The following is a 25,084-nucleotide window of genomic DNA, read 5'->3' on the forward strand; positions in this document are numbered from 1 at the left end:
GAACTTATTTACACAACTTCTCAATGAATTCAGTGACCCTCTTACAATTTTCATCAGTGTATTTATTAAAATCTTGTAATTTTTTATATTCGTTATTCCTATTAAAATATTCTTGACTCAAAGCAAGTTTTAATAGTTCATCCCAATTATTAACTTTTGGATATTCAGAAAGTAAATCATCGTAATCATAATAAAAATCTTTAAAGTTTCTTTTATATTCATGATAATCAAAAGGCGCAAAAATTATATCCCTTTTTGTTAAATAAAAATCAAAGAATACACTCGAATAATCCGTTATTAAAATATCAGTAAATGTTAATAGTGGATATGGATCAGCCTCTTCGTAGACAACTATATTATCATATCCTATTAATTTATCTTTTATAATACCCAGTTCTATAAAATGTGGTTTGATAATTAATATGCTATTCTCCTGCCGCAATCGTTGATTAACCTTAAATGCATCAAACCCATAATCATCCAGTAAATTGACTATATTTTTGTTAGTTCCATGTCTATGTGTAGGCAACCAACTAATCACTTTTTCATAATGGGATAATTCATGTAAAAAAACTTTATTATTTGTATACTTCTCGTTAAGTAACTCTGGATGTAATAATATATCATTTCTAGGTTGTCCTAAAGGTATAACCTTACTCTTTTCTAACTTAAATGCCGTACTAAAATTATTAATTAAACATTCCGCAGATACGACTATATAATCCGTTCGCATATAAAATAAATATGGAAAAATGAAATAAAATATTGATTTTAATCCATTTTTCAGAGGCGAATTCAATTCTGCATCTCTATCAAACCCTAATTTTTTCAATGGTGTTCCATGCCATAACTGAATTATTTCTTTTCCACCATGTAATGGTGGGAACATATCATTAATTTGATGTGATAAAATTAAATATTTAGCTCGTAATAAAATATATAGCCCCTTAAACGTATACAGATACAAAAAATTATTAGCATTCTTTTCCTTGCATAATTCCTTGTTTTTAGTCAACCAATAATATTGAAATTTAGGTTTATTTTGGTCAAGGTACAAGAATAGATATTTAGGATTATCTGCAAAATGCTTCCCTAGGGATCCGCCTATTACAACTAAATCCTTCTTTTTTGGAAAAATCATTGATAATAAATATATAGGAGATAGTAATATATATACTAACGTCAGTAGTTTAGTTTGCATGTTATACCCCAATTCTTTTACTTTTGTGATTTTTAAGTATTATTTTTCTAACTCCATAATACCTAATTGATAATATAACTAGCTGTGTTACTATTAAAATGCTTGCAACTACATAAATATTTCCTAACTGTATTAATAATAATAGTAATACAATATGAACTATTGATCCGGCTAATACACTATAATTGGGGTATGTAGAATTCCCAAATGCCGCCAATAATGGATAACCAATCAGCATGCTAGGAATAGAAATAAAACAACTTACTAACATAATATTAAATAATGTTACACTAACCTGATAATTTGCTCCGAAAATAACACCAATAGCTTGCTCACTAATTATGAAGGCCACTAAGCATCCTACAATACCTAGAATCATTACAATTTTAAATATTTTAGTAAATAATTTTAAATCCCTAGTTTTTGCCATAAAAGGATAAATAGCATCCACTACTGTCGATATGATAATAGAAATAACATTAATTAATTTTTCTGCAATTGCATAATAACCAGCAGCTGTTTTCCCTAAAAAGATCCCTATCAAAAATGTATTTGTTGTCGTATAAAGACTTACTGATGCCCTTGATACAAAGAATTGAGCACTATCTTTCAATGCCAATATCAATTCATCTTTTTGGGGTAATTGAAGACGCATATTAAACTTCCTTAGTGCCACAGATATACCTAATACCCCCGAAATTATAAAGCCTATTGAATTTAGAATTGGAACAATATATAAATCCTCTGGATCCTTAACCAGGATAAAAGTACACAAAGTAAAAATTAATTTTGAAATAACATTTAATAAAGTAGAGTACTGCATTACCTCTAAACCTTGGAATAACCATAGCGGAAATAGTGCATTACCAATTACAATACCAAAGTTATATAGATAAACATACCAGTATTCACTAAAACTATGGTTTAACATTACTATGCTGACCAATATAACAAAAGAAATTATAACCAATATTAGCTTTATAATTAAAACCGAATTAAATATTTGCTTTAACTTCTCTGGATTTTCTCTGTTTATAGATACCTGTCTTGTTGCGGATAAATTAAAACCAAAATCCGTAAGAATAACAAAATATTGTATAAGAGACTGAGCAAATACAATTAGGCCAAAACCCTCTGGTTGTAGTACTCTACTTAAGTAAGGAAGACTAATTAATGGCAAAAGTAAATTAGCCATTTGCATTAAGAATAAGAAAATAAAATTCTTAGTTAATTTATTTTTCATATTTTACCATACTCTCGCATTATTAATTTATAGATTGTAATTCTACTTTGATTTTTGTAGTCGATACCCCTTCAGTCCTTGGTAAATACACAACTTCACAGTATTCTTTTAAAAAATCAAATTCGCCCTTCCAATCATCACCCATAACAAATGTATCTATATTATGATTCATTACATCTATTTTTTTCTGCTCCCAATTCTCTTCTGGTATTACTTCATCTACATATTTAATTGATTCCAGCATTAATCTTCTTTTATCATATGAGAAATAAGATTTCTTACCTTTTAACTCATTAAACTGATCTGTAGATATCGCTACAATCAGGTAATCCCCTAGCGCTTTTGCTCTTCTAAGTATATTTATATGCCCATAGTGCAATAAATCAAAGGTACCATAGGTAATCACTTTTCTTTTCATCTTTTAAACAAAACTCCTTTATTCCATAATTTTAAAAACTTGTTCTTACTAAAATAGCAATCTTTTAAAATGCATCTTTTGAACCTAATAAAACCTTTACAGTTCTTAACAAAATCTTAACATCAAAAATAAAATTTCTGTTTATAATATAATATAAGTCTAGTTCAACCATTTGTTTAAAACTTAAATTACTTCTTCCACTTACCTGCCATAAACCTGTACATCCAGGTGTTACCATAAGTCGTTGTTTATCATAAACAGTGTATTCTTTAACCTCTCGTAATAAAGGTGGTCTTGGGCCAACAAGGCTCATCTCTCCCTTTAATACATTAATAAGTTGCGGAAGCTCATCTATACTGGTTTTTCTTATAAATCCACCTATTTTTGTAATTCTTGGATCTTCTTTCATTTTAAACATTGCACCAGAGACTTCATTTTGACTTAATAAGTCTTTTAATTTTTCTTCTGCATTAACTACCATAGATCTAAATTTATACATCTGGAATTCTTGCCCGTCTTTACCTACTCTAACCTGTTTAAATATTATAGGGCCTTTAGGATCCTCAATCTTCATGATTATTGCTACAATACAAAAAATTGGAGCTAATATTATCAATCCTATAAGTGAACCAATAATATCCATAAATCTTTTAATTATTAAATATCCTCTTTTAGAATTTACTTGATCTGGATTTATTTCTTGAAATTTTTCTTCCACCAGATTTCCATTATATATTTTTGCCGAATCCAAGTCTCTTCACCTCGCCCTTATATATGTACATTCTCTTTCTTTATAAGTTCATTCATATATTTAATTAATTCTATTTTTAATTCTTCATTTTGTAGTGCCATTTCAATCGTCGTCTTAATAAATCCAAACTTCTCCCCAACATCGTAACGCGTACCCTCAAAGTCATAAGCAAATACACGTTGAACTTCATTTAATCGTTGAATTGCATCTGTTAACTGAATTTCCCCACCTGCACCTGTCTGTTGATTTTCAAGAAACATAAAGATTTCTGGCGTTAATACGTAACGTCCCATAATTGCTAAATTTGATGGTGCAGTTCCTTGAGTTGGCTTCTCTACAAATTGACGTACTTGATAACGGCGATCGCTTTGTTCAATCGGATCGATAATACCATAACGATGTGTTTCTTTTTCTGGCACTGTTTGTACACCAATAACCGACGACTGTATACCTTCATATTGATCCATTAATTGACGCAAACATGGCGTTTCTGCTTGAACAATATCATCACCAAGTAATACTGCAAATGGTTCATTTCCAATAAACTTACGTGCACACCATACTGCGTGTCCCAGTCCTTTTGGTTCCTTTTGTCTTATGTAATGAATATTAATTTTTGAAGAAGCTTGTACTTTTTCTAGCATCTCATACTTCCCTTTTTCTAGTAAGCTTTGCTCTAATTCAAAGGAATGATCAAAATGATCTTCAATAGCACGTTTACCTTTTCCAGTAACAATAATAATATCTTCAATTCCTGATTCTATCGCTTCTTCTACTATGTATTGAATTGTCGGTTTATCAACGATAGGTAACATTTCTTTCGGCATTGCTTTCGTTGCTGGTAAAAACCTTGTCCCCAGTCCAGCAGCTGGAATAATTGCTTTCCTTACTTTTTTCAAATCTAGTACCCCCAAAAATAAATTATTATATCTATATGTAACAATAACAAAAACCCTACCTATAGAGTCATGTTTATAACTCCATAGGTAGAGTTTCTATTACAAATAAATTATGGGCATCTAACCCACCCTCACGTCATACTCCCGACGACAAGCGTCTAAGGTAGGTTCGAAATAAAAATTTCTACCCACAGCACGACCGAGTGCCCCCATTGATAACGGTTAGGAGACATCACCAATTTTTATTTAAAAAATACCGAACAATTTTTTACGACGAATGTGTTCTGGGTCTTCTTTGTAAATTGCCTTCCCGCTAATTAATAAGTACGGATTTTCTTTCAAATCACTCATAACATTCATTCCGAATTCTTTCTCAATTAGTTCATAGCTTTCCGCTAAATGAAATCCTCTTGACGTTGTGTTATGTGCATCTGAAGCGACCATATGTGTTAAATTATGTTCTACAAGCTGTAGTGAGAATTTTTTAATTTTCTTGCCAAATTTCCCAAGCAAACTACCTGCTGTCACTTGTGTTAATACACCTTTATTTACAAGGTTATATAGCTTATCTGGCCGCTCGATTAACTCGGCATTACGTTCTGGATGAACAATAATTGGAATCATTCCCTTTACACGTAATTCGTATAATAATTGTTCGGCATAACGAGGTACATGATTCGATGGAAATTCAATGAATATATATTTATTTGTTTCATTTAAAGTAACGATTTTACCAGCTTCATAGTCTTCTAATAAATCGCCATATAACCTGACCTCTTGCCCAGGTAAAATAGTAAGTGGAATATTATGTTGTTGTAGTTCATCATTTAATTGTTTTACGTGATGAATAATTGAGGTACGTTCATTTACATATTTTCCATTTTGATGGTGCGGCGTTGCGACAATTGTATGTATTCCTTCTGAAACAGCTTTTTGTGCCATCGCTAAACTATCTGTTACTGTCTGTGCACCGTCATCAATACCAGGTAAAATGTGACAATGTAAATCTATCATTTGTTTCATCCTCCCTCTCTCCTATAAAGATCTTTTTTCCTTTGAATATGAGATATATCTCATATTCAAAGGAAAAAAGGAGATATGTTTTTACCATATCTCACTTTAAAATTAGTTTGCACCGTAGTAGTAGTATAGGCCTTGTTCACGTTCACGGTCGTTTAGAACGACGCCTAACAATTTACCTTTTGCAGACTCCAATAATCCTTTTGCTTTTACCGCTGTTTCTTTCTCTGTTGATTCACTACGAACAACAAGAATAGAAGCATCACATACATTTGCCATAATTTGTGCGTCGGTAACAGCTAAAATTGGTGGCATATCAAAAATAACTAAGTCGTACATGCTGTATGCTTGTCCAAGAAGCTCTTTCATTGATTTCGAACCTAACAATTCGGCCGGATTTGGTGGGATTGGGCCACAAGCTAAAAAGTGCAGATTGTCTACAGATGTCGTTTGTACACACTTCTCTAAACGTTCACTATGTGTTAATACGTTCGTTAATCCGAAAATATTATCTACTTGGAACATTTGATGCATTGCTGGTTTACGCATATCCGCATCAATTAATAATACTTTTTTTCCTTGTTGAGCAAACACAACTGCCATATTCGCTGTCGTTGTCGTTTTTCCTTCACTTGGGTTTGCAGACGTGACCATTAATGAATGTAAATTCGTATCAATAGCTGCAAATTCAATATTCGTTCGAATATTACGATATTGTTCTGAAATTGGTGATTTCGGTTGTTGATGAGCAATTAATTGACGGCGTTGACGATGATTCTTTTTCTTTTTAAATAAATTAAGAGCCAATTGTTTGTCCCCTCACTTTTCTTGATGATGGAGCGTGTGATTTCACGTTCATTGTTTCTTCATCCATACGAGCTACAATTCCTAATACCGGTAAGCCAAGTAAGTTTTCTACATCTTCTTCTTTTTTCACCGTGTTATCTAAGTATTCTAGTAAGAATGCAAGACCAACTGAAGCCATTAAACCAACAACGAAAGCAATTGCTACATTAAGCATAGGAGCTGGTTTAATCGGAGATTGATTTTCTGCAACTTCTGCTTTAGATAATACTGTTACGTTATCAACGCTCATAATTTTCGCAACTTCACCTTTGAACACATCTGCAGTCGCATTCGCAATATCACGAGCTATTTTAGGGTCTTTATCCTCAGCTGTTACAGAGATTACTTGTGAATCCTTTTCATTCGCGACATTAACTTTTTTCGTTAACTCTTGCGCTGTCATATTTAAATTTAATTTTTCATTCACTTGTTCTAAGATTACTGGACTTTTAATAATAACCTTATATGTATTCGTTAATTGAATATTTGATTGAATTTCCCCCAACTGAATTGCTGCACCTTCTTGCTTCTTCTGGTTAACAAGAATTTGCGTCGAAGATTGATAGATTGGTGTCATGAAGAAAAAGCTAATGATAGCACTTACAATTGCTGCACCAAAGGCGATTACGAGGATCATTGCTAAACGCTTTTTTAAGATATGAAATAACTCTTTTAGACTAATTGTTTCTTCCATAGGTTCCTCCAACTTTCTAAAATTTACACATAGGAAAAATTATAACATATAAATCTTACATTTTTTATTTTTAATAATTCAGTTTTATATTTGTTCACAAGAAACAAGTTTAATCTTACAAAATAATCTTAAATATGACAACACATTCCAATCATTTTCCAAAATTTTTATTTTATCACGTTTTTTACACTGTGTAACTTGATAAAGAATTTTCAGAAAACAGTAAAAAGCCAACAAAAATTTTTGTTGGCTTTTTACTGTTTTTAGTAATAACCATACTGCTCTTTTTCTTCTCTTTTATCGTTTAAAACGACACCAAGTATTTTTCCAGATGCCTTATCTAGTATTTGTTTCGCTTTTACGATTTTATCTTTTTCCGTCTTTTCACTTCTTACAACGAGTACGATTCCATCACATTTATTCGCAAGTATTTGTGCATCTGTAACTGCAAGAACAGGTGGTGTGTCAATTAATATAATATCAAACATGCTATATGCTTCTAGTAATGCCTCGTCCATTGCCTGGCTCCCTAATAGTTCTGCTGGGTTTGGCGGGATTGGACCTGCTGCCACTAAGTATACGTTCTCTATATCTGTTTTTTGAATGCTTTGCATAAGTTTTGCTTGTCCTGATAATAAGTTCGTTAACCCATTTGAACTATGAATGGCAAATAAGTTTTGTAACGTCGGCTTACGCAAGTCAGCTCCAATTAATAAAACTTTCTTTCCTTGCTGTCCGAAAACAACTGCTAAGTTTGCGATTGTTGTTGTTTTCCCATCACCTGGATCCGCCGAAGTAACAATAATAGAACGAACATGATTATCTACAGATGTAAACTCAATGTTTGTACGAATGTTACGGTATTGTTCTGTAATACGCGATTTAGGCTCTTTATGTGTAATTAATTGTCGTAATGGTTTTCTTTTCTTTCTCCCGAACATATTCATAATCTCCTTTTGTGAAATGCGACATTTCCCTTTTCTCTCTCTTATGCTCGATTTCATACGTCTAATTAATATTCTTGCTGATTTCCCCACATTTCATCATAATCAATAACATTCTACTTTGTCTTATTTAAGTACCTTAACAATATGACAATGCCCTTATTTCTTTATTACCTTTATCACTTATCCTGTTTTCTAGATAAACAATAAAGTAAGTATATGGTAATTACCATCTATTTACAAGTAATTTTCTGATTAGTTTGTATATTATCGTTTCATCGTTATATAGCAGAAATTAAAAAACCCCTTGTCTTTTCACAAGGAGATTTTTTAGTACTATCTATTCTTTTTTATCACCAATCGCAAATGTAATTTCTGCCTCACATGCAACTTCACCATCTACTGTTGCGATTGCTTTTCCTTTTCCAATTGGGCCGCGTACGCGTGTCATTTCTACTTCTAGACGAAGCTGATCACCTGGGCGTACTTGTTTTTTGAAACGGCAATTGTCGATACCTGCAAAGAAAGCAAGTCTTCCGCGGTTTTCTTCTTTCTTTAATACTGCAACTGCTCCGACTTGTGCTAATGCTTCTACAATAAGTACACCAGGCATAACTGCATAGTCAGGGAAGTGTCCGTTAAAGAATTCTTCGTTTGCGGATACATTTTTAATCCCAACCGCTCTTTTTCCTTCATCTACTTCTAATATTTTATCAACAAGTAAAAATGGATAGCGGTGAGGAATGATTTCTTTAATTTGTTCTATATTTAGCATGTAACAATCGCCCCTTTTGTAATATTGGTCTTACCACTTGGACATATTGCTATTATCCCATTTTGTTTATTGTTTGTCATTACAAAGTAACATTTTATATTTAGCACAACTTCCTAAAAAAAATGCACACACTCTATTCCATTAAAATAGTTGCACATTTTTGCAACTGACACGGAGGTGGAAAGGAGTGTATGCCCAAATTAGGGAAAGGCAATATGTATTGAAACATTATTTGCCTTAATGTCGTATTCGACTCATTATATTATAAACGTTTTCAATTAAGGAAATATTAAATTTAACCATATATATGAATATTTTACCTGTTTCCTTCATATTTCTCTATTTTCCTTCCATTTTCGCAAAAAATCAAAATAAAAAAATATAAAAACGAAAAAAAGAACTAAGGCATTAGCCTTAGTTCTTTCAAATTATCTCAAAGCACGCTTTGGTAATCTGTCGATATTCTCTAACATAATACCTGTACCAACCGCAACGCAGTGCATTGGGTTTTCAGCAATTAATACTGGTACTTTTAGTTCTTCTGCTAGAAGCATGTCGATACCGTGTAGTAAAGCTCCACCACCTGTTAGAATAACACCGCGGTCAATGATATCTGCAGATAATTCTGGTGGTGTGCGCTCTAATACGCCTTTTGCAGCTTGTACAATAACAGCTGCATTTTCTTTTAATGCTTCTGTAATTTCTTCAGAGCATACTGTAATTGTACGTGGTAAGCCTGTTACCATGTCACGTCCGCGAATTTCAAGTTCTTCGCTACGTGCACCTGGGAATACTGTACCAACTTTAATTTTAATATCTTCTGAAGTACGTTCTCCGATTAATAGCTTATACTTACGTTTAATATAGTTTAAGATCTCCATATCAAACTTATCGCCAGCCATTTTGATAGAGGAAGAGGTAACAATATCACCCATAGATAGTACAGCGATATCTGTTGTACCTCCACCAATATCAACAACCATGTTACCGCTTGGTTGGAAGATTTCCATACCAGCACCAACTGCGGCTACTTTTGGTTCTTCTTCTAAAAATACTGTTTTACCACCTGAACGTTCAGCAGCTTCACGAATTGCTTTTTGTTCTACTGATGTAATATTTGTTGGACAACAAATTAAAATACGAGGTTTTGAAAAGAAGCTCTTTACGTCCAATTTGTTAATGAAATACTTTAACATTGCTTCTGTAATTTCGAAATCTGCGATTACACCATCTTTAAGTGGACGAATTGCTACAATATTACCAGGCGTACGTCCCACCATACTTCTCGCTTCTTCACCGACTGCTAATACTTTACCACTATTACGATCAATGGCCACAACAGATGGCTCATTTAATACAATACCCTTACCTTTAACATGAATTAATACGTTAGCCGTACCTAGGTCAATTCCGATATCTCGCGCAAACATTCCCGTTTTTTCCTCCTCGATATTCAAAATCAGGTTACACCCGAATTCTTTTCACCTAATTTCTGATTTTATCATAAATTTAACAGAAACGTAATATTCGCAAAAAGAATTCTTCTGAAAAATATTACCGAATGTGAACGGAATGTTTGCTACTGTAACATTATTGACGTACAGGCTTCTCTACATCTTCTTTTCTATACTTTTGTTTTGTTGCTTCTCCACCTCTTAAATGACGAATAGACTTATGATAATCAAGAATTTCTTTTACTTCATTTGCGAGCTCTGGATTAATCTCTGGTAGACGTTCTGTTAAATCTTTATGGACTGTACTCTTTGATACCCCAAATTCCTTTGCAATGACACGCACTGTCTTTCTTGTCTCCACGATATACTTACCAATCTTGATAGTTCTCTCTTTGATGTAATCGTGCACACCACTCGCCTCCCTAATTTGGATGTGAGAAGGGTGAAATGAGCCTCGCTGCATACGACTAAGAAGTAAGTGTGAGTGCTGTTTGTAAGCGTTAAACATTCTTGGATTTATAATGAAATGATTCACGATTTCTCACCTCAAACACTCTCTTTGCTTTGGTTTATACCATTGTATTGCCCGCACTACTGATATATGCTACATGTTCACTATTTTTGCGGACTAAGTTAAGAAAAATTACGTTTTTTTGTGAGAAATACGTTAAAACTAACTATTATGGCCAAAAAAAATGACACCTTGTATAAAAGGCGTCATTCTTCTCGTTCCAATTCTTCTTCTAACAACTGATGGTGGGGAACCTCTTTCTTACCGGCGATATAATAATATAAAGTGAATAAAACAAACAATAAAATAATAGCAGTCGACAGAACAAACAAAAATGACACAGTATCCCCTCCCTTTTGTAATATATATTCGAGAATCTCGTCATTTTTCCTTGTTTTTACAACTTTTTTCTCGAAATTGATTATTTTTATATAAAAATAAAAAAATCAATTCTCTTGATGAGAACTGATTTTTTCACTTTATTATTCTTGTGAAGAAGAATCGTTAGATGATTCTGTAGAACCGTTTGTTGATTTTTCTTCTTTCTTCGGTTCTTCTTTTTTGTCACTAGTTGAACCGCTTGTTGATTTCTCTTCTTTTTGAGACTTGTCTTCTGTTTTATTTTCTGGTTTCGTGCTCGTTGACTTCTCTTCTTTTTGAGATTTGTCATCAGCTTTTTTACCAGAAGCATTCGTAGCCTTTGCAGCACCTGCATCAGCTTTAATTTCTGTTACTGATTTATTTAAGTAACGTTCAGGGTTCACAGCCACATTGTCTTTACGTACTTCAAAGTGAACGTGAGAGCCTGCCTCTTTATTCATTGCACTTAGACCGGATGTTCCTAATACTTCACCTTGTGCAACTCTTGCACCTTTTTCTACTTTCACACTGCCTAAGCTTTGATAAGATACCGCTACACCATTTCCACTATCAACTGTTACAACATAACCAAGAAGTGAATCTTTTTCAGCTTTCGTTACTGTACCACTTAAAGCAGCGGCAACATTGAATTCTTTTCCATTCTTCGCAGCAATGTCAATTCCTTTGTTTGGGGAATATGTGTTGTTATAAAAGACAAGTGCTTTTTCTTGTTCCGCCTCAGTTGCTGCATCTTCATAGAATTTCTTTTGTACGACTACTTCCGCATTCGCGGCAGCTGGCATTTTCACTACTTCTGAAGATTTCGTTACTGGTACTGCTGGATCTTCCGATTGTGTATACGGTGTTGCTTGATCGTGGTTTGGAGTCTTCTTCGGATTAGCTCCTTGGAACCATAGCGCAACCATTAAGATTACCGCTGCACAAGCAATGTATAGTGCCGGAAACACCCATCTTTTTTGAAATAAATGTACTACCTTTTGCGACTTTTTATTATTTCTTCCTCGCATTCCATCATCACCTCAGCAATCATTTTGAACAATATTCACGTATCCTATACAACGTATAACTAATTACTTTTCGACAAAATTTGTAAAAATATGTATAAGAAATGTAAAATTTCCGAGGAAATGATAGAAAAAAGAAAAAACTGAGCGTTTCGGCCCAGTTTTTAGTCCATTTGTTTCTTCTTATATACGATTAAACACGCAATAAGCGCAATAATAAGCCACACTCCAACATTTAATACATGCCCACTAATACTACTAAACCCAGCTCCATCTACTAAGCTTTTGATTGCTTTTACAATATGAGATGTTGGAAGATACTCAATTAGTGTCTTAATTACTTTATTTTCAACCATCGGCTCAAATTGTACAGCTAAATACATCGTCATTAAAATAGGCATACCAATTAAAGATGTTTGTGGTACAGAAGATGCAAGTAATCCAATCATTGTTCCAAGCACGATAAACAAAATAGTTCCACATAAGAATACCAATCCTACCAATGGAAGATTAATATTTAACTGATCTAAAATGAATAAATTTGCAATACAAATGACCATCGTCAGACCCGATGTTAATAAACTCTTTCCAAGAAGAACTTCAACAGAAGATGCTGGGGATAACATCAACACACGCAGTGTATGTTTTTCTTTTTCTTCTGCAATTACCATAGATTGAACAAATCCTGCGACAAATAGGAAGGCCATTATAGTAGTAGTGCCTAACATTTCCTTTCCCACTCCAAATCTGCTAAACAAAAATGAAAGTATAATTGGTAAAAATGCCATTAATAACACTTGTGAATTTGTCTTAAAATCTTGGACTTCTTTCCGAAAAATAGCTGAAAATCTTCTCATTGAAAATGTCATTATAATCCCCTCCCAGTAACTTCAATAAAGATATCGCCTAAAGTTGGTTCGTGTGAATGAATAGATAACAGTTCGCCCTTTTTCATCCATTCTGAAATGCGTTTTGCGCCCAATTCATCTTTTTGTACTACTGCTTTTTGTTTATCTTTTAATACGACCTGTATTTGATCCTTAGCGTATTGTAAGCGTAGGTTCTCTGGCGTATCCAGCGCTACAATTTCTCCGCCACAAAGGAAGGCAATACGGTTACAAAGCGTTTCTGCTTCATCCATGTTGTGAGTCGTTAAGAAAATCGTCGTTCCTTCTTCATTTAAGTCTTTTAAGATTTTATGAATGTTTTGTACGTTTACTGGATCGAGTGCAGATGTTGGTTCGTCTAAGAAGAGGATATCTGGTTTATGAAGGATTGCTCTTGCTAGTGTGACGCGTTGCTTCATTCCCTTTGATAGTTTCTTTACTGGTGTTTTTTTATCATCTAATAAATTTACTTGTGTTAGTACTTCATCGATTCTTTCTTTTTTACAATCGTATAAGTCACAAAATAATAATAAGTTATCATAAATGCTAAGCCTTTCATATAAGCCGCTGTTATCTGTTAAAATACCAATTCGTTTGTAATCGATGCTACTTGGTCCTGTAATATCTTTCCCTAATACTCTTACCGTTCCAACACTATGAAGCAATTGAGAAGTTAAAATTTTTACTGTTGTCGTCTTACCAGATCCACTCGGTCCGAGGAATCCGAATATCTCTCCTTGCTTCACCTCAATATTTACATTTCGAAGTGCCGTTTTTCCACTGAAACTTTTCATTACATCTTTCATTTCAATTGCCAATGTCATTTCTTCATCCCCTTTGTTTTTCTTCTTTATAGATGAAAGTCGCTTTAGCGCTTTTCGTTCGTTTGTTTCGCTTTTCTTGACTCAATCATATGAAAAACAAAGGGTTTACGCAGTAAAATACCGGTAAAAGGAGTATTTTTACCGGTGAATGAATCGCATGTTGAGCTTATTGGAGCACTTTTTATAGCCCAATCACGCCTTTTAATTCATCCATTCGTCCTTTTGAAAGTGGAATTGAACTTTTTCTTTCGTCGTCTAAAATTAAGCTAAAACTGTTACGAGTCCAAGTAATCACTTCTCGTACTCTTTGTAAATTTACAAGGTACGAGCGATGACATCTAAAGAAACCAAAACCTGTTAATCTCGCTTCTAGTTCACTTAATGTTAAGGCGCATACGAAATCCCCTTCACGAACGTGAATATGTGTTACTCCGTTTTGCGTTTCAATGAAATGAATTTCCATCGGATCAAGTAAAATGATTTTATCGTTCACTTTCGCAGGTATTCTTTCTAACTTCATTTGCGGAATCATTTGAATGACTTTTTCTTCATCGACTTCTTCCACTTCCTCTTGCTCAATTTCTATCTTTTTCACACCATCGTTGTTTAATATGTATACATCCTCTGTTAACGAAAGGGCATCCGATAGAAATGATGACGTAATAAAGATTGCCTTTCCTTGTTCTTTCATTTTCATGATTGCTTTTCGAATAATAACCGTACTCTCTGTATCTACATTTTGCTCTGGCTCTTCCAAAATGACTAGATCCGGATTATGAATCATAATTCGTCCAATATGAAGACGACGCTTCTCTGAAAATGATAGTTTTTCTATCTTAACGTTTAACTTATCTAAAAGACCGACATATTGTACAATTTCTTCCGTACTCATATTCGATTCATAAAGACCTAGTAAAAACTTAAAGTATTCCTTCACCTTCAAACGATCATATGCCTCATCTTTCAAAAAACAAAAGCCGATGCGAGAATAATTTTTCTTTCCAATCGCTTTACCTTCAAATAGCACATTGCCAGTTGAAGCTTCTTCTTCACCAATAATGATACGATGCAACACTTTAGCTGTATGGTTATTGCATTGCAAAACAACACATTGCCCTTTTTCAACCTTTAGCTCTATTGCCGGTAACTGGTTCGTTTTCCCTAACTGTTTCAACTCCAGTAGCGCCATTTCGTCTCCCCCAAATACTTTTTATCCTATTATACCAAACAGTTAATGGAAAATTATGATATTTTAAACAGAAAAAAATAGGTGCCAGAGTTCTGACACCTATTTCTTCACCATCAATTTTCCTTCATAATCATTCATCGTCTTTATTTCAACGCCTTTATAGTAATGGGCGACGATATCTGTATATTTCTTTCCTTCTGCTGCCATGCCGTTCGCCCCGTATTGACTCATACCAACGCCGTGACCGAAGCCTTTCGTCGTAACGATGATTTTATCCCCTTGTTGTTTCCACGTGAAATCAGAAGAACGTAAATCTAACTTTTCACGAACTTCTTTTCCCGTTAATGTTTTTCCTTGAAAAGCTACATCCTTTACGCGCTTTCCTTCCGTAAGGTCTTTAATGTTTCCAACCTTCCCGTCTGCTAGCACTTTCACACCGAGACGTTTTTGAAAATCAGCTACTGTAAATGTTTGCTCGCTCGTAAACTTTGGAGAGGCTTGATCCCACGGACTATCTACACTTTTCAAGTACGGATAATCATTTCCCCAATAGTCAGCTGCATTTTCTGTTCGACCATTACTCGTTGAAAAGAAGGATGCTGAAATTGGTTTTCCATCATACGTTAAAACTTGTCCTGCTGTTTTCGAAACAGCTTCTTCGATTTTCTTCAAATTATTTTCGTAGTTATTGCCCCATTGCTTCTTCAATTCATCTTTGCTTTTGTACACTTGATCTTTCACCGTATCTGTCACGTCTGCATTATTTTTCTTTCCTCCGCTTAGCATACGTTGTACTACAAATGTTCTTGCTGCTAATGCCTGTGCCTTTAGTGCCTCTATTTCAAAACTGGCATTCATCTCAGAAGCTACTACACCGGTCACATACTCCTCCATAGGTAATGATTCTACCTTCTTTTGTTTCTCACGATATACAGCAACTTGAACCGCTGTATCTACTTTTCCTGGAGCTGGTATACTTTCTATCGCTGGAGGAGTTTTAGAGGCCGTTTCTTCCCCTACTTTTGCTTTCGCAAATGGGATAACAAGGGCTGCAGGTACAATGATAACGAGCGCTATTAAGAGCGCTACTGTAATAAAAAGTGGCTTTGAAAATTTCATCCTATTTTTCCCCCAATATAAAAGCTTTACTCCATTCATTCTTATGGAACAACTCTTTCTTTTAGAACACACTTAAGGGGAAGAGCATAAAACGGAAATTTTCTAAATATTTTTACTGGTACGTGCATAAGTATAGAATTTATTGACTATAACAGTAATAACCCAAAAAAATAGCCCCTATGTCAAAAGACATAGAGACTATTTCAATTAAGCGTGAAGATCAGAAACTTCTTGTTCTTTCACTTCTTCTACTTTTTCGTTTACACGTTCAATAGTTGCACCTAATGCAGCTAATTTCTTATGGAAATCTACATAACCACGGTCAAGATGTTTTAACTCAGTTACACGAGTATAACCTTCTGATACTAAACCAGCTAAGATTAATGCAGCTGCAGCACGTAAATCAGTTGCGCCTACTTCAGCACCTTGTAAGCTGTTTGGACCGTTCATAATAACAGAACGACCTTCAATTTTAATATCAGCATTCATACGACGGAATTCTTCAACGTGCATAAAGCGGTTTTCGAATACCGTTTCTGTAATCATGCTTGTTCCATCAGCTTGTAGTAATAATGCCATCATTTGTGATTGCATGTCTGTTGGGAAACCTGGGTGAGGCATAGTTTTAATATCAACCGCTTTTAACTTATCTGGGCCGATAACACGTACACCTTCGTTTTCCTCAATAATTTTAACACCCATTTCTTCCATTTTCGCTGTAATTGAGCGTAAATGTTCAGGTACAGCATTTTCAATTAAGATGTCTCCACCAGTAATTGCTGCTGCAACCATGAATGTTCCCGCTTCAATACGGTCAGGAATAATAGAGTGGTTTGCACCATATAATTTATCAACGCCTTCGATACGAATCGTTCCAGTTCCAGCTCCGCGTACTTTCGCTCCCATCGCATTTAAGAAGTTAGCTAAGTCAACGATTTCTGGTTCTTTCGCTGCGTTTTCAAGAATTGTTGTCCCTTTTGCTAATGTAGCTGCAGACATAATGTTTTCTGTCGCGCCTACGCTTGGGAAGTCTAAGTAGATTTTAGCTCCTTTTAGTTCTCCCTCAACATATGCCTCAACAAAACCGTTACCAACCTGTACTTTTGCTCCCATTGCTTCGAAGCCTTTTAAATGTTGGTCAATTGGACGTGAACCGATTGCACATCCACCAGGAAGTGCAATACGAGCACGACCGTTACGTGCTAATAATGGTCCCATTACTTGAACAGATGCACGCATTTTACGTACATATTCAAATGGTGCTTCAATGTTTAGTTCTTTAGAAGAATCGATTGTTACTTGATTATTTTCAAATACGACTTCAGCATTTAAATGACGTAATACCTCATTAATTGTGTATACATCAGACAAAACTGGTACTTCAGATAGTACATTCTTTCCATCACTCGCTAATAGGGCTGCAGCGATTATAGGTAATACAGCATTTTTTGCGCCCTCAACACGCACTGTGCCGTTTAACCGCTTTCCGCCACGGACGATGATCTTTTCCAAATTATTCCCCTCCGTGTCCTTTTTTCAGTATCTATTCACTCAATACTCAGAAGTTATGATCGGTGTGCCAACCACAATTGTATCTTTGTTGTCTGTAGAACGTATTGCTATTTGCACATTTATTTTCTCTCTATTTGTTGAAAGAGCGTCATCCCACTTTTTATTGTATGCGGAGACTGACACAAATGCTCTTTCTTCTACTTGTTCGATCGCTCTTGCTGAAAGATCTTTCAAAACCTGATTGGTTTTATTTTGCAAAACACCTTCAATCTTATCATTCAGTACACCTTGAACACAAGTGTAAATTATAGGTTTTTCACTAAAAATTTTATTTACTTTTTGAACATACTTCGGGTCCCATTTCGCCCCACTTACTTCAAAGATAATGAAAGTGTTTTCTTTAGTATTTTCTTTACTCCAAGTTACTACTACTCGTTCTTCATGAGAAGCAAACTTTTTATAGGATGTAGCTTTATATCCATCTGGAGATTGCTCTACTTCCCACTTTTGAATATTTGCCTTGTCCTTCACATCGTTTAACAACTTTTGAAACGTATGTATATTAGAAATTGTTTTTGTTTCTCTAGCTAACCATGACCATTTTTCTACTTTAGCATCATTTTTCTCTAAAGCCTTAATCATGCTCTCCATTTTCTGTTCATCGCTTATCGGTTTCATCTCTCTATATCCAACCAAAAATAAAACAACACTAAGTGCAACAATAAGAATGGCTTTAAGCTTCAATTTCATCTCCTCCTATCCCCATTGTTAACGGAGATTTGAGGTTCTATACACTTACTTTACTAAATACGTTAAACTCTTCGAATAGCCTAAATAATCAAGGAAAAAGTTACTTACAGATGTCCCAATTGCAATTGTAATTAAGATGAGTAATACTCGCGTCTGCAGCACTTTTCCGGACTTCATTAAACGCTCAATGTGAATGCCTTGCAAAGCCCACCACGTAATGGTAATAAACAATAAATGCGAAACAATGGCAATCAGTGCTTGTTGCCCTAAAAGTTGTGCCAAAAAATCGACCCCTTTTTACTCAGCTACTACTTATGAAAGAATATAAAAACGATACCATAATAAGTAGGAGCCACACTTTTTCAAATGCACATAGACATCTTACATTTTACATCGTGATTTTCTTTCAAAAAACGTATATCTACATTACAAGTTAACACAAAATAAAAAGCGCAGAGTACTGACTCCACACCTTTTATTTTCACTATTGTACCACGTTCCCTAAGAAGAAGAAATCTTTCATTAATGGAAAATATTCATAAAAGAAATTGTACCCAATCATCGGCATAATCCCTAGTATTACAATCGAAATTGCACAAAGGCTCATAACAACCTTTATATTTAATGGTAACCGTATCCTCTCTTCTGTCTCTCCGGTGCGGAAAAACATTTGTTGTAAAATACGGAAATAATATACGAATGAAACAACTGTCGTACCCATCATAATCGAAGCTAGTACGTAATGTGCTGGCTCTACATGAAGCGCGCCTAAAAAGATGTTAATCTTTCCAATGAAGCCAGCCGTCCCTGGTATCCCGGCCAGCGATAAAATAAAGATTGTCATCATGATCGCTGCAAATGGTGATTTCTTATATAATCCGGTGAAAATCGTTATATTTTCCTTATCGTTTTGTAAGATTAAACCGTGGATAATGGCAAACGCGCCTATATTCATAAGCATGTATGCCAACATATAAAACCACATGCTATCCAGCGTAAATGGTGATAATGCCACAAGTGGAACGAGCAAATACCCAGCATGCGCAATGCCTGAATAAGCAAATAAACGTTTTACGTTGTATTGTTTTAACGCGACTACATTCCCAACAATCATCGTAATACTTGCTAGCACCGCAATATATATACTCATATGCCCATATAAAGATTTCATATCTCCTTGTATTAATACACTTGCAAAAACCATAAGGAACAAACGAATAATGAGTAGGAACCCAGCAATTTTAGAAATCGTTCCAAGAAAAGCGGTAACAGGTGTAGTCGCTCCTTCATACACATCAGGTGCCCACATATGAAACGGCACTGTGGCAATTTTAAATGAGAGACCGACTAGCAATAAAAGAAATGCGAGAGCTAGCAATAACTGAATACCACTAGCGAGCTCCCCAGTGAGTACCTTTTGCATATCTACAATGTTAGTTGAACCTGTAATACCGTATAAATAACTCATTCCGAAGAGCGTAATCGCCGTTCCAATTCCTCCGCTAATGACGTATTTCATTGCCGCTTCATTTGATGCACGGCTCTTTTTTCGTATTCCTACTAAAATATAAGAAGAAAGTGAAAGTAACTCTAAACCAACGAAAAGGGTGATAAAGTCAATACTAGAAGCCATGAACATCGCACCAAGAAGTGCCATTAAAAATAAGTAATAATATTCGCCCTTATCTTCAATCGGATTCTTCTTATCATCGCTCATTGCGATGCATAAAATGAGAGCTGAGGCGCCTAATAACAACGTTTTAAACCCTTTTGAAAATCCATCTAACACAAACGATCCATTTAAAATATCTCCAGCTGGTTCGCTATATAGCGTAATTAATGACACAATTGCTAATACGATGGCAGCGATCGCACCAAGAGCTACATATCTATGGTTCAGCTTAAAAAACAAATCACATATGGAAAGAAGGATGGCAGCCCCGAGAATAATAAATTCTGGCACCATTAGATGCCAAGATAAACTAAGTAACGTATTCATATCCATCCTACTTCACCCCCAATGTTTTCAATGTATTTTGAAGCGGATCCCCTAGTATCTCTGGCATAACTCCAATTGCAATAATACAAAAGATAAGCAGTAAGACAGGGACATACTCCCATCCATGTATATCAGATTTTGCTTCCCACTCTTTCTTTCCAAATGTCACTTGAAGTGTCGCCCTTAATACATATACAGCGGTTAAAATGATGCCAATCACACCGACTGCAGCAATGACGGGCTCTCCTTGAAATAAACCGAGAAAGGCAAGAAATTCGCTAACAAACCCAGACATCCCTGGTAATCCAAGCGATGCCATTCCTCCTGCTAAGAAGAAGCCGCTAAGTACTGGGACACTTTTTGCGAGTCCACCAAGCACTGTAATGTCTGATGTTCCGAAACGTTGTTCTATAACACCGAGTAAGAAAAACAACAAGGCTGCAATTAAACCGTGCGATACAACCTGGAATAACGCCCCTTGTGTACCCGGTGCATTAAGTGCCGCGAGCCCCATTAAAACAATTCCCATATGCGAAATACTAGAGTAAGCCAGTACTTTCCTAAAGTCCGTTTGGATGAGCGCTAAAAAGGCACCATATAATAAATTAATTACACCTAATATCGCAATTAGCGTTGCAACATCGTGAAAATATTCCGGGAATAGCCCTTTCCCGAAGCGAATAATACCGTACGCTCCAATCTTTAACAAAACACCAGCATGAAGCATAACTACAGCTGGATGCGCTTCTATGTGCACATTGACCATCCAGCGGTGCAACGGAAAAACAGGTAGTTTAATTGCAAAGGCAATCATTATGGCGATAAATACGCCAAGCTGCAAGCTACTTGGGATGACGAGTTCTCCTTCTGCACTTACGCTTCTTAATATCTCTTTTAGCTCCACAATATTTGTTGTACCTGTTTTCGCGAACAAAATTGAAAAAACAATGAGCAAAATAGCTGAGCCAATACCGTTATATATTAAATAACTATACGCAGCCTTTTCGCTCGACAATTTTCCCCACTTCCCAATCAATAAGAACATTGGTGGCAACGTAATTTCAAAGAAGATAAAAAACAACATTAAGTTTTGAGCAGCAAAGACGCCGAGCATCCCTATTTCTAGCATGAGTAACAGCATATAAAATGCTTTTAAATTTCTTTTAATAGAAAAGGCTGCAATTGCTGCGAGCATCGCTAGAAGAGCCGTCAGCACCATCATAACAAGCGACAAACCATCAATACCGAGCTCGTAATAAATAGAAAACCACCTTTTATCCACCGCTGTAAAATCTCCGAACTTAATCCATTTCACCTTTTCATCAAATAGTGACAAACTCTTTCCAGAAGCATATGTACAAGCGAGGACGATAGCGATTCCAAATGGAAGTGCCGTCCCAAATAAGCCAAGCGCCCGCACTGTACGCAATTCCTTTTTCGGTGTTAATACAAGCAATAAAATTCCTAAAAGCGGGGAAAAAATGAAGAACGTTAACAACAAATCATTCATCGTAAATCCCCTCCTGTATAGAGCAAAATAATGACGAGTACAGCGAGCGAAACCGCCGTTACAGTACCGTACACTTGTACATTCCCGTTTTGAAGTTTCGATCCAAGATTACTTGTGCCTTTAACTACGCTTCCAATTAAAACTGCAATTCCCTCGACTACATACACTTCAAATAAGCGAAGCACATGAGCGATTCCTTTTGTAATAGGGATCACCGTCATGTTGTATAGTTCATCCACATAATATTTTTCTTTCAAAAGATTATAAAGCGAGGTTTCCGTACCCCCAGCCCAATCTCTAGAAATTGATTTCTTGCCATATATGAAATATGCAAGAGCGATTCCCGCAAATGAAACGAGCGTCGCAACAATCATAATCCAAACTGGCCCATGCGCTTCTTCAACCTTAAACCCTACATCTTTCGTCAACCAATCTCCGAGAAACGTACCGAACCATGGTGTATTTATATATCCTGCCACTACTGCGAGAACGCCGAGAACAATCATTGGATACGTCATAACGCGGGGCGACTCATGCACATCTTCCTTCGTCTTCGTTTCTCCGGTAAAGACAAGAAAGTATAGGCGGAACATATAAAACGCTGTCAAAAACGCCGCAATTACTGCTAAAGTAAATAAAACGTAATTGCCATTCATCCAAGTCGCCGCTAAAATTTCATCTTTGCTGAAAAAACCGGAAAGGAGCGGAACACCGCTAATGGCAAGGGTACCTATTAGAAATAGCGTACCAGTTACTTTCATCTTCTTCTGTAAACCGCCCATTTTATTAATGTTTTGCGTATGCACTGCATGAATTACACTTCCTGCTGCCAAAAATAGTAGTGCTTTAAAAAAAGCATGTGTCGTTAAATGGAAGACACCGGCTACATAACCTGCAGAACCTAACGCGAGCATCATATATCCAAGCTGGCTAACTGTAGAATAAGCAAGTACTCTCTTTATATCTGTTTGCACAAGACCGATAGAGGCCGCAAAGATTGCAGTGAAAGCTCCAACGATTGCCACTGTCTGCATCGCTACCGCACTTGCCGAAAATAATGGGAACATCGTCGCTACTAAATATACGCCCGCTGCAACCATCGTCGCCGCGTGAATAAGTGCCGAAACAGGCGTTGGCCCCTCCATTGCATCTGGCAACCACGTATGAAGCGGGAACTGACCTGATTTCCCCATCGCCCCGATAAAAATTAATATCGCCGTTATCGTAATCATGTAAGGAGGTAAATCCCCTGTATAAATCGCCCTAAATATTGCGTCATATTCAAAACTACCTGCATACCAAAAAATTAAAATCATCCCGATAAATAAACCAACATCCCCAATACGGGTCATAATAAAAGCCTTTTTTGCAGCAGCCTTCGCTTCTTCTTTAAAGAAATAAAAACCGATAAGTAAAAATGAGCCAAGGCCAACTAATTCCCAAAATATATAAAGCTGTAATAAATTCGTTGATATAACAAGCCCTAACATCGCAAATGTAAAGAGTCCTAAATATGCGTAAAAGGTTGGTAATCGTTCATCACCTTTCATATAACCTTTCGAATACACATGTACAAGCAGACTCACAAGCGTAACGATAAACAACATTAAAGCTCCTAATGCAGTCACTTCAAAGCCGAATGATATATCAACATCTCCGGCTCTAAGCCACATCCACTTATGCTTCACACTTGCTTCTGAAAATCTTTCTATTAACACAAGTACCGCAAGTATAAAGGAGAGAAAGACGAAAAAAATACTAAGTACGCTGCTTCCTTCTCTAATTTTCTTCCCGAATATAATAAGTAACAAAAACGAAACGAGTGGGAAAAGCGGTATGAGCCATGCATAATCGATCATTGTTTCCTTCCCCCTTTTTCGGTCACAATGCTATCTTTTGAGCGTATCCATTTCATCCACCTGAACTGTCGTACGATTACGATACAAAGCAATTAAAATAGCGAGTCCTACCGCCGCTTCCGCTGCCGCTACAGCCATCGTAAACAGTGAGAAAATTTGACCTGTTAAATTCGGAAATAGGCCTAATTTACTAAGCGCCACTAAGTTTAAATTGGCAGCATTCAGCATTAATTCGATACAAACTAATACGATTACTGTATTCCGCTTTGTTAAAGCTCCAAATAGACCGATGCAAAACAAAATAATCGCAAGTGTTAAATATGCAGAAGCTGGAACGCTACTCATTGGAATCCTCCTCTTTCTCGTCCTTTTTCGCAAGTATAATTGCGCCAACGAGTGCTACAAGTAAAATAACTGAAGTTAGTTCAAATGGAATAATATATTTTGAATAGAGAAGCGTACCGATTTGGAGTGTGTTGTTTTCATGGAGAGGTAAACTTCCTTGTGTGCTTTCATTTGCAAAATCAACATTATTAACAGCGAAATACATAACCGCTCCAAATGCTACAACTGCAAAGAAGATAATCCATTTTCGAAGAGTAAGATGCGATTCATTTTCCGCGTTATGTTTCGTTAACATAATGCCGAAAATCATAATAATTGTGATTGCACCAGAGTAAAGTAAAATTTGTGCAACGCCTATAAATTCGGCTGATAAAAGAAAATACAAACCTGCAATACTGAGAAATGTCAGAACGAGAGCTAGCATCATGTGCATAACTTTCGTTAAGTTCAACATAAGAACACCGCCGATAATTGCAGACAAGGATAGTATAAAGAATGCTACAAACTCGCCATTCATGCCTTATTCTCCTTCCTGACGTTTTCGTCGTTTTCGTCAAGCCACTGCAAATTTTTAAATAAGTCATCACGTGAATATTCCGCGAGTTCAAAGTTATTTGTCATGACAATTGCCTCTGTCGGACAAACTTCTGTACATAAATCACAAAGAATACAAATTTCAAAATTAATATCATACGTGTCGATAATTTTCCCTTTTTTCTTAGGATCTGGATGTTTCTTTCCTGTTAACTGAATACAGTCTGTCGGACAAATGTTAGAGCATTGATTACAAACAATACATTTTTCCGGATAAAATTTTTGAATTCCCCGAAAACGGTCTGGCAACGGCAACGGTTGATTTGGATAATCATACGTTACCTTCTTCTTGCTTAAATTACTTAATGTATATTTTAATCCTTTAAATAGTCCTTTCATCTCTTACTGGCACCCC

General features: G+C 35.7%; 27 protein-coding genes. All 27 read right to left on the minus strand.

Annotation, left to right across the window (positions count from 1 at the left end; all coding sequences use genetic code 11):
* Positions 1–4: 4 nt before the first annotated feature.
* The 27 genes from ACO6VI_RS06965 to nuoI all read right to left on the minus strand — a co-directional run bounded on the left by ACO6VI_RS06965 (position 5) and on the right by nuoI (position 25,068).
* Complete coding sequence (locus tag ACO6VI_RS06965) at positions 5–1,201, minus strand: CDP-glycerol glycerophosphotransferase family protein (RefSeq protein WP_098315833.1); 1,197 nt, start codon at positions 1,199–1,201, stop codon at positions 5–7.
* A 1-nt stretch (position 1,202) separates the two neighbouring features.
* Entirely contained in the window at positions 1,203–2,444 is a 1,242-nt protein-coding gene (locus ACO6VI_RS06970; RefSeq protein WP_081144101.1) for a flippase, read from the minus strand.
* A 22-nt stretch (positions 2,445–2,466) separates the two neighbouring features.
* Positions 2,467–2,862, minus strand: a complete 396-nt coding sequence (gene tagD, locus ACO6VI_RS06975) for a glycerol-3-phosphate cytidylyltransferase (RefSeq protein ID WP_000824290.1) — start codon at positions 2,860–2,862, stop codon at positions 2,467–2,469.
* A 64-nt stretch (positions 2,863–2,926) separates the two neighbouring features.
* A complete protein-coding gene (locus tag ACO6VI_RS06980; RefSeq protein WP_000376470.1) occupies positions 2,927–3,613 on the minus strand; it encodes a sugar transferase in 687 nt (228 codons plus the stop codon).
* Between the two features lie 17 nt (positions 3,614–3,630).
* Positions 3,631–4,512 (minus strand): UTP--glucose-1-phosphate uridylyltransferase GalU, encoded by an 882-nt coding sequence (gene galU / locus ACO6VI_RS06985; RefSeq protein ID WP_081144103.1) that lies wholly within the window; start codon positions 4,510–4,512, stop codon positions 3,631–3,633.
* Positions 4,513–4,758: 246 nt separating this feature from the next.
* On the minus strand, positions 4,759–5,526 hold the full coding sequence (locus ACO6VI_RS06990; protein WP_002184075.1) for a tyrosine-protein phosphatase: 768 nt from the start codon (positions 5,524–5,526) through the stop codon (positions 4,759–4,761).
* Between the two features lie 111 nt (positions 5,527–5,637).
* Complete coding sequence (locus ACO6VI_RS06995; protein WP_001207150.1) at positions 5,638–6,339, minus strand: CpsD/CapB family tyrosine-protein kinase; 702 nt, start codon at positions 6,337–6,339, stop codon at positions 5,638–5,640.
* A complete protein-coding gene (locus ACO6VI_RS07000; RefSeq protein WP_078420845.1) occupies positions 6,329–7,072 on the minus strand; it encodes a YveK family protein in 744 nt (247 codons plus the stop codon). Before ACO6VI_RS07000 ends, ACO6VI_RS06995 begins: the two co-directional genes overlap by 11 nt.
* Positions 7,073–7,335: 263 nt before the next feature.
* A complete protein-coding gene (locus ACO6VI_RS07005) occupies positions 7,336–8,013 on the minus strand; it encodes a CpsD/CapB family tyrosine-protein kinase (protein WP_422423036.1) in 678 nt (225 codons plus the stop codon).
* Positions 8,014–8,356: 343 nt separating this feature from the next.
* Positions 8,357–8,791: a 3-hydroxyacyl-ACP dehydratase FabZ gene (fabZ, locus tag ACO6VI_RS07010; RefSeq protein WP_000931959.1), complete on the minus strand. Its 435-nt coding sequence runs from the start codon at positions 8,789–8,791 to the stop codon at positions 8,357–8,359.
* Between the two features lie 428 nt (positions 8,792–9,219).
* On the minus strand, positions 9,220–10,221 hold the full coding sequence (locus tag ACO6VI_RS07015; protein ID WP_000457978.1) for a rod shape-determining protein: 1,002 nt from the start codon (positions 10,219–10,221) through the stop codon (positions 9,220–9,222).
* Positions 10,222–10,381: 160 nt separating this feature from the next.
* Positions 10,382–10,654 (minus strand): sporulation transcriptional regulator SpoIIID, encoded by a 273-nt coding sequence (gene spoIIID / locus ACO6VI_RS07020; protein ID WP_000544012.1) that lies wholly within the window; start codon positions 10,652–10,654, stop codon positions 10,382–10,384.
* A gap of 308 nt (positions 10,655–10,962) precedes the next feature.
* Positions 10,963–11,097, minus strand: coding sequence for a hypothetical protein (locus tag ACO6VI_RS07025; protein WP_000008903.1), 135 nt, complete (start codon positions 11,095–11,097; stop codon positions 10,963–10,965).
* A gap of 141 nt (positions 11,098–11,238) precedes the next feature.
* Positions 11,239–12,144 (minus strand): M23 family metallopeptidase, encoded by a 906-nt coding sequence (locus ACO6VI_RS07030; RefSeq protein ID WP_001214922.1) that lies wholly within the window; start codon positions 12,142–12,144, stop codon positions 11,239–11,241.
* 161 nt (positions 12,145–12,305) lie between these two features.
* On the minus strand, positions 12,306–13,010 hold the full coding sequence (locus ACO6VI_RS07035; RefSeq protein ID WP_078400607.1) for an ABC transporter permease: 705 nt from the start codon (positions 13,008–13,010) through the stop codon (positions 12,306–12,308).
* Entirely contained in the window at positions 13,010–13,852 is an 843-nt protein-coding gene (locus tag ACO6VI_RS07040; protein WP_422423041.1) for an ATP-binding cassette domain-containing protein, read from the minus strand. The genes ACO6VI_RS07035 and ACO6VI_RS07040 overlap by 1 nt, the downstream gene beginning before the upstream one ends.
* A 181-nt stretch (positions 13,853–14,033) precedes the next feature.
* Positions 14,034–15,041 (minus strand): LytTR family transcriptional regulator DNA-binding domain-containing protein, encoded by a 1,008-nt coding sequence (locus tag ACO6VI_RS07045; protein ID WP_029443658.1) that lies wholly within the window; start codon positions 15,039–15,041, stop codon positions 14,034–14,036.
* Positions 15,042–15,140: 99 nt separating this feature from the next.
* Positions 15,141–16,160: a stage II sporulation protein D gene (gene spoIID, locus ACO6VI_RS07050; RefSeq protein ID WP_000672651.1), complete on the minus strand. Its 1,020-nt coding sequence runs from the start codon at positions 16,158–16,160 to the stop codon at positions 15,141–15,143.
* Positions 16,161–16,367: 207 nt separating this feature from the next.
* A complete protein-coding gene (murA, locus tag ACO6VI_RS07055) occupies positions 16,368–17,672 on the minus strand; it encodes a UDP-N-acetylglucosamine 1-carboxyvinyltransferase (RefSeq protein ID WP_000411275.1) in 1,305 nt (434 codons plus the stop codon).
* A gap of 39 nt (positions 17,673–17,711) precedes the next feature.
* Positions 17,712–18,416: a YwmB family TATA-box binding protein gene (locus ACO6VI_RS07060; RefSeq protein WP_000767913.1), complete on the minus strand. Its 705-nt coding sequence runs from the start codon at positions 18,414–18,416 to the stop codon at positions 17,712–17,714.
* A 51-nt stretch (positions 18,417–18,467) separates the two neighbouring features.
* Positions 18,468–18,704: a DUF1146 family protein gene (locus tag ACO6VI_RS07065; protein WP_000057889.1), complete on the minus strand. Its 237-nt coding sequence runs from the start codon at positions 18,702–18,704 to the stop codon at positions 18,468–18,470.
* Positions 18,705–18,906: 202 nt separating this feature from the next.
* The gene (nuoN, locus tag ACO6VI_RS07070) at positions 18,907–20,421 is read right to left on the minus strand and encodes an NADH-quinone oxidoreductase subunit NuoN (RefSeq protein ID WP_422423145.1); all 1,515 of its coding nucleotides are present in this window, start codon (positions 20,419–20,421) and stop codon (positions 18,907–18,909) included.
* Positions 20,422–20,428: 7 nt separating this feature from the next.
* Positions 20,429–21,931, minus strand: coding sequence for an NADH-quinone oxidoreductase subunit M (locus ACO6VI_RS07075; protein ID WP_422423045.1), 1,503 nt, complete (start codon positions 21,929–21,931; stop codon positions 20,429–20,431).
* Positions 21,928–23,790, minus strand: a complete 1,863-nt coding sequence (gene nuoL, locus ACO6VI_RS07080; protein ID WP_422423047.1) for an NADH-quinone oxidoreductase subunit L — start codon at positions 23,788–23,790, stop codon at positions 21,928–21,930. The genes ACO6VI_RS07075 and nuoL overlap by 4 nt, the downstream gene beginning before the upstream one ends.
* A gap of 30 nt (positions 23,791–23,820) precedes the next feature.
* Complete coding sequence (gene nuoK, locus ACO6VI_RS07085; RefSeq protein ID WP_422423049.1) at positions 23,821–24,135, minus strand: NADH-quinone oxidoreductase subunit NuoK; 315 nt, start codon at positions 24,133–24,135, stop codon at positions 23,821–23,823.
* The gene (locus tag ACO6VI_RS07090) at positions 24,128–24,652 is read right to left on the minus strand and encodes an NADH-quinone oxidoreductase subunit J (protein ID WP_422423051.1); all 525 of its coding nucleotides are present in this window, start codon (positions 24,650–24,652) and stop codon (positions 24,128–24,130) included. The genes nuoK and ACO6VI_RS07090 overlap by 8 nt, the downstream gene beginning before the upstream one ends.
* Complete coding sequence (gene nuoI / locus ACO6VI_RS07095; protein WP_025147055.1) at positions 24,649–25,068, minus strand: NADH-quinone oxidoreductase subunit NuoI; 420 nt, start codon at positions 25,066–25,068, stop codon at positions 24,649–24,651. The genes ACO6VI_RS07090 and nuoI overlap by 4 nt, the downstream gene beginning before the upstream one ends.
* Positions 25,069–25,084 lie beyond the last annotated feature (16 nt).

Source organism: Bacillus sp. PSXD-155 (assembly GCF_049310765.1).
Classification (GTDB): Bacteria; Bacillota; Bacilli; order Bacillales; family Bacillaceae_G; genus Bacillus_A; species Bacillus_A cereus.

Coding starts and splice junctions, on each gene's coding strand:
- ACO6VI_RS06965 (WP_098315833.1), bottom strand. CDS start 1,201: ATGCAAACTAAACTACTGACGTTAGTATATATATTACTATCTCCTATA.
- ACO6VI_RS06970 (WP_081144101.1), bottom strand. CDS start 2,444: ATGAAAAATAAATTAACTAAGAATTTTATTTTCTTATTCTTAATGCAA.
- tagD (WP_000824290.1), bottom strand. CDS start 2,862: ATGAAAAGAAAAGTGATTACCTATGGTACCTTTGATTTATTGCACTAT.
- ACO6VI_RS06990 (WP_002184075.1), bottom strand. CDS start 5,526: ATGATAGATTTACATTGTCACATTTTACCTGGTATTGATGACGGTGCA.
- ACO6VI_RS07000 (WP_078420845.1), bottom strand. CDS start 7,072: ATGGAAGAAACAATTAGTCTAAAAGAGTTATTTCATATCTTAAAAAAG.
- ACO6VI_RS07005 (WP_422423036.1), bottom strand. CDS start 8,013: ATGTTCGGGAGAAAGAAAAGAAAACCATTACGACAATTAATTACACAT.
- fabZ (WP_000931959.1), bottom strand. CDS start 8,791: ATGCTAAATATAGAACAAATTAAAGAAATCATTCCTCACCGCTATCCA.
- ACO6VI_RS07015 (WP_000457978.1), bottom strand. CDS start 10,221: ATGTTTGCGCGAGATATCGGAATTGACCTAGGTACGGCTAACGTATTA.
- ACO6VI_RS07030 (WP_001214922.1), bottom strand. CDS start 12,144: ATGCGAGGAAGAAATAATAAAAAGTCGCAAAAGGTAGTACATTTATTT.
- ACO6VI_RS07035 (WP_078400607.1), bottom strand. CDS start 13,010: ATGACATTTTCAATGAGAAGATTTTCAGCTATTTTTCGGAAAGAAGTC.
- ACO6VI_RS07040 (WP_422423041.1), bottom strand. CDS start 13,852: ATGACATTGGCAATTGAAATGAAAGATGTAATGAAAAGTTTCAGTGGA.
- ACO6VI_RS07045 (WP_029443658.1), bottom strand. CDS start 15,041: ATGGCGCTACTGGAGTTGAAACAGTTAGGGAAAACGAACCAGTTACCG.
- spoIID (WP_000672651.1), bottom strand. CDS start 16,160: ATGAAATTTTCAAAGCCACTTTTTATTACAGTAGCGCTCTTAATAGCG.
- nuoN (WP_422423145.1), bottom strand. CDS start 20,421: ATGAATACGTTACTTAGTTTATCTTGGCATCTAATGGTGCCAGAATTT.
- ACO6VI_RS07075 (WP_422423045.1), bottom strand. CDS start 21,931: ATGAATGATTTGTTGTTAACGTTCTTCATTTTTTCCCCGCTTTTAGGA.
- nuoL (WP_422423047.1), bottom strand. CDS start 23,790: ATGATCGATTATGCATGGCTCATACCGCTTTTCCCACTCGTTTCGTTT.
- nuoK (WP_422423049.1), bottom strand. CDS start 24,135: ATGAGTAGCGTTCCAGCTTCTGCATATTTAACACTTGCGATTATTTTG.
- ACO6VI_RS07090 (WP_422423051.1), bottom strand. CDS start 24,652: ATGAATGGCGAGTTTGTAGCATTCTTTATACTATCCTTGTCTGCAATT.
- nuoI (WP_025147055.1), bottom strand. CDS start 25,068: ATGAAAGGACTATTTAAAGGATTAAAATATACATTAAGTAATTTAAGC.